This window comes from Salinisphaera sp. (assembly GCF_035690525.1).
Taxonomy (GTDB): Bacteria; Pseudomonadota; Gammaproteobacteria; order Nevskiales; family Salinisphaeraceae; genus Salinisphaera.
In genome coordinates, this window is sequence record NZ_DASSKM010000114.1 from 1 (window position 1) to 4,192 (window position 4,192).

Below are 4,192 nucleotides of genomic sequence, written 5' to 3' on the forward strand. Positions count from 1 at the left end.
GCGTCTTGGCTGACACGATTTGGGGCTGCAACGCGGGGCCGTATGAAACGGCAGCAGGCCCTAAGCCCCGGCCGGCCGGGCGCGACTGGCGCGCGCCACGCGGGCCCGGCTCAAACCGGTCGCGGCCCCATATAGACCCGCGCGACCCGCTGGCCGTGCATCTCGATCGTGCCGGCGTAGCGACGGTCGCCGCGGCGGTAGAACTCGAAGCCGTAGCGGCGCATCACCCGCCAGGCGCCGCGACTGTCGCGGGTCAGGCCGATGCGCTTGAACGCCAGTTCGTCGATGAAACTGACCTCGGCCTCCTCGCAGGCGGCCTGCGCCGCGCGCCGGGCGGCCGTTCGGGCGCCCATCGCGCGCCACCAGATCAGGGCGACGATCGCCAGTCCGATCAGCCAGGGGGCGAGATCGATCATGAGCGATTGGCCGCGACGGTGGCCTCCGCCGAGGCGCCCCCGGCGATGTAGCCGTGCGCGGCCGGCGACAGGCGGCGCCCGGCCTCGGCCGCCAGCGCGGCGTGATCGACCGGAATCGCCGGCCGGCGTCCGGCCAATCCTGCGGAATAGATCGCTTGCTGGCGTTTGTTCGTGCCGGTGGCAGGTGTCAATTGGTCGTAGCGAACCATGCGCCTACTCGTCTCGTTTTCGGGTTCAGCATAGAGTGGCCCGCCGCGGCCGCCAACGCCGATCGAATGCGGTCTATGGCTTTTTTGTGATCACAAAGAGTTCGAAAAAGCGCTATAACCGTGGAAAAGACGACGCATCAACGCTTTTTGGGCGGGCAGACGGGCGCGCGAAAGCGGGTCCGCGGCTTGCAGGCGGCGCTTTGACCGTACGGTAGTTGCCCTTTACAGGCATACGGGCTCTGCGATCGCGCGATTCGACAGACGGCCGTCGATTGCGGCATGTTTGGATTGTGATCACAAATAAAATGTCTATGAGCGACTACGTTGACAGCTACTATCGCGACAGCCGGCGCATATCGCTGGCGCCCACGCCGCCGCTCGGCGGCGCGCGCCGCGTCGACGTGGCCGTGGTGGGTGGCGGCGTGACGGGCTGTTCGGCCGCGCTCAATCTCGCCGAGCGCGGTTACTCGGTCGCGTTGGTCGAAGCGAACCGCATCGGCTGGGGCGCCTCGGGCCGCTCCGGCGGGCAGATACTCACCGGTTTCGGCACCGGCATGTCGACGTTCGCCGATGCGTTGGGCACCGACAGCGCCCGGCAAATCTTCGAGATGTCGCGCGAGGCGGTCGCGCTCACAGTCGATCGTATCCGCCGTCACGATATCGATTGCGATCTGCGCGACGGCGCGATATACGCCGCGCTCAAGCCACGTCATATGAAGGCTTTAGCGGCCGAACAGGAGCACATGCGGCGCGTTTATGGCTATGAGGGGCTGACGTTGCTCGATCGCGACGCGCTGGCCGAGCGCGTGCGCTGCCCGGCTTATATCGGCGGGCTTTACGATGCCGAATCCTGGCATTTGCATCCGTTGAACTATGTGCTCGGCCTGGCGCGCGCGGCCCAGGCCGCCGGCGCGACGCTCTACGAGGAGTCGCCGGTCGAGCGCATCGCGCACGGCGAGCCGGCCACGGTGCACACCCGCGACGGCGAGCTGACCGCCGATTATGTTGTGCTGGGCGGCAACGCTTATCTGGCCGCCGATGTGGCGCCGGAGCTGGCCGGCCATCTGATGCCGGTGGGCAACTACATCATCGCGACCGAGGCCTTGTCGGATCGCCAAGTGGCCGAGACGCTGCCGAGCGACGATGCGGTCTCGGACGCCAATTTCGTGCTCGACTACTATCAGCTTTCGGCGGCCCCGGCTTCGGCCCACGGCCCGCGCCTGCTCTACGGCGGGCAGGTCAGCTACGGCAAACGGGCGCCGAAGCGTCTTAACGAGCGGATGCAGGCCAAGCTCGGCCGGCTGTTCCCGGCGCTGGAAGGCATCGGCATCGACTACAGCTGGGGCGGCCTGGTCGGCGTGACCCGCAACCGCGCGCCGCATTTCGGGCGCATCGGACCCAACGTGTTCTATGCCCAGGGCTATTCCGGCCATGGCATGGCGTTTGCGGGACTGGCCGGCAAGCTGATCGGCGAAGCCGTTGCCGGGCAGGCCGAGCGTTTCGATTTGTACACCCGGGTCAGCCACCGCCGTTTTCCCGGCGGTGCGCGGCTGCGCACGCCGCTGCTGGTGCTGGCCACCAATTTCTATCGCATGCGCGACCGAGTCTAAGATAGCGCGAGGGCTAATATGAAAGGGCAGTCGACACCCGCGGCATCGGCCATCGCCGAGCCGCCGACAGAAAGCGAACCGGAGCCGCGCCGCGCCGGCTCGGCCATCGAATTGCGCGGCGTGACCAAGCAGTTCGCCGCCGACGCGATCGCGCTGCGAGGAATCGATCTTGCGATCAGCGGCGGCGAGTTCTTCACTCTGCTCGGCCCATCCGGCTGTGGAAAGACGACGCTGCTGCGCATTATCGCCGGCCTGGAGAACGCCACCGACGGCGATATCGAGATCGGCGGCGCGTCGGTCACCAAGGTGCCGGCGCACAAGCGCAACGTGAACACGGTGTTCCAGTCCTATGCGCTGTTCAATCATCTCAACGTGGCGGAAAACATCGGTTTCGGGCTCAAGATGCGCCGCGTCGACAAGGCCGAGATCGACAGACGGGTCACCGAGATCGCCGAGTTCATCAAGATCGGCGGTCTCCTGACACGCCGGGTCGATCAGCTATCCGGCGGTCAGCGCCAGCGCGTCGCCCTGGCCCGGGCGTTGGTCAACGAGCCGGACGTGTTGCTGCTCGATGAACCCCTGTCCGCGCTCGATGCCGGGCTGCGCAGCGAACTGCAGCTCGAGTTGTCGCGCATCCAGCGGCGGCTGGGCATGACGTTCATCTTCGTCACCCACGACCAACAGGAAGCCATGGTCATGAGCGACCGCGTGGCGGTGCTCGACGACGGCCGCATCCAGCAGATCGGGCCGCCGCAGCAGCTCTACGAGCATCCCGAGAACCTGTTTGTGGCGCGCTTCATGGGGCATCAGAATCTGTTCGAGGTCCGCGATCAGGATGAATCCGGCCTGGATCTATGCTTCGGCCGGCTGTCCGGCGATTTCGAGCGCGGCAGCCATGTGCTGATCCGGCCGGAGACCATGACCATGGTCGCGGCGGACCGGGCGAACGACGCGCCCAATGTGTTCACCGCGACCGTCAAGGAACGGGTCTATCGCGGCCACGTCGCCGAGTACACGCTCGATCTCGGCGAGGAGATCGATATCGTGGTCACCTGCAACAATGTGGGCGAACCGATGTTCGATGTTGGCACCCGCGTGGCCGTGACCGTACAGATCTCGGGGGTGGTCACCTTCCATGCCTAGTTCGAACCCAGCGCCGGCCCGCCCGGTGCGCCTCGGAAACACGCCGCAGCGCCGGGCGCCCCGTCATTTCGTGCATCTGATGGCGGTGATCTCGCCGGGCGTGATCTGGATCGTGGTCTTTCTGGTGCTACCCAGCGCCTACCTGATGTCGATCGCCTTCATGACCAACGGCACCTACGGCCTGCCGCAGATGCCGTGGACGCTGGAGGCGTTCAAGGAACTGGCGGGCTTCGGCTTTTTGGGTTGGTCGCCCGGCAACCTCTATACCGTGGTGCGCTCGATCTGGCAGACCGTGCTGTCGACTTCGGTGGTGATCGTGATGGCGTACCCGGTCGCCTATTACATCACCCGGGCGCCGGCGCGGCTGCGTCCGATGATGCTGTTGGCGGTGGTGGTGCCGTCGTGGAGCAATCAGGTCATCCGCGCGATCGGCTGGATGAATATTCTTGCGCCGCACGCGCCGGTCAGCGATTTCGCGGCCTGGCTGGGGCTGATTCCACCGCAGATGGGTCTTTTTCCGTCCAAGTTCGCGGTCGCGATCGGGCTGATCTACAACTTCCTGCCGTTCATGGTGCTGCCGCTGTACGCGGTGTTCGAAAAACTCGACACCGCCCAGATCGATGCCGCGCGCGATCTGCGGGCGGGCCCGATCCGTACCTTCATCCACGCGGTGCTGCCGCAGACCCTGCCGGGGCTTCTGGCCGGTACCGTGCTGGTCTCGATTCCGGCGTTCGGCATGTACGTGATTCCAGAATTGCTGGGCGGCGGCAAATCGATGATGCTCGGCAACCTGGTGGCGCGTCAGTTCGCGGCG

At 66.1% G+C, this 4,192-nt stretch carries 5 protein-coding genes; 3 read left to right on the top strand and 2 right to left on the bottom strand.

Annotated features, from left to right (window positions below; translation table 11 throughout):
- Positions 1–110: 110 nt before the first annotated feature.
- Positions 111–416, bottom strand: coding sequence for a DUF3301 domain-containing protein (locus tag VFJ08_RS08660; RefSeq protein WP_324996797.1), 306 nt, complete (start codon positions 414–416; stop codon positions 111–113).
- Positions 413–625 (bottom strand): hypothetical protein, encoded by a 213-nt coding sequence (locus tag VFJ08_RS08665; RefSeq protein WP_324996798.1) that lies wholly within the window; start codon positions 623–625, stop codon positions 413–415. Before VFJ08_RS08665 ends, VFJ08_RS08660 begins: the two co-directional genes overlap by 4 nt.
- A 311-nt stretch (positions 626–936) precedes the next feature.
- Here VFJ08_RS08665 and VFJ08_RS08670 point away from each other — a divergent pair, with 311 nt between their 5' ends.
- The 3 genes from VFJ08_RS08670 to VFJ08_RS08680 form a co-directional block, all read left to right on the top strand.
- On the top strand, positions 937–2,235 hold the full coding sequence (locus tag VFJ08_RS08670) for an FAD-binding oxidoreductase (protein ID WP_324996799.1): 1,299 nt from the start codon (positions 937–939) through the stop codon (positions 2,233–2,235).
- An 18-nt stretch (positions 2,236–2,253) separates the two neighbouring features.
- Entirely contained in the window at positions 2,254–3,378 is a 1,125-nt protein-coding gene (locus tag VFJ08_RS08675) for an ABC transporter ATP-binding protein (protein ID WP_324996800.1), read from the top strand.
- The coding region (locus VFJ08_RS08680; RefSeq protein WP_324996801.1) for an ABC transporter permease at positions 3,371–4,192 on the top strand (822 nt) is incomplete at its 3' end. The genes VFJ08_RS08675 and VFJ08_RS08680, both read left to right, overlap by 8 nt.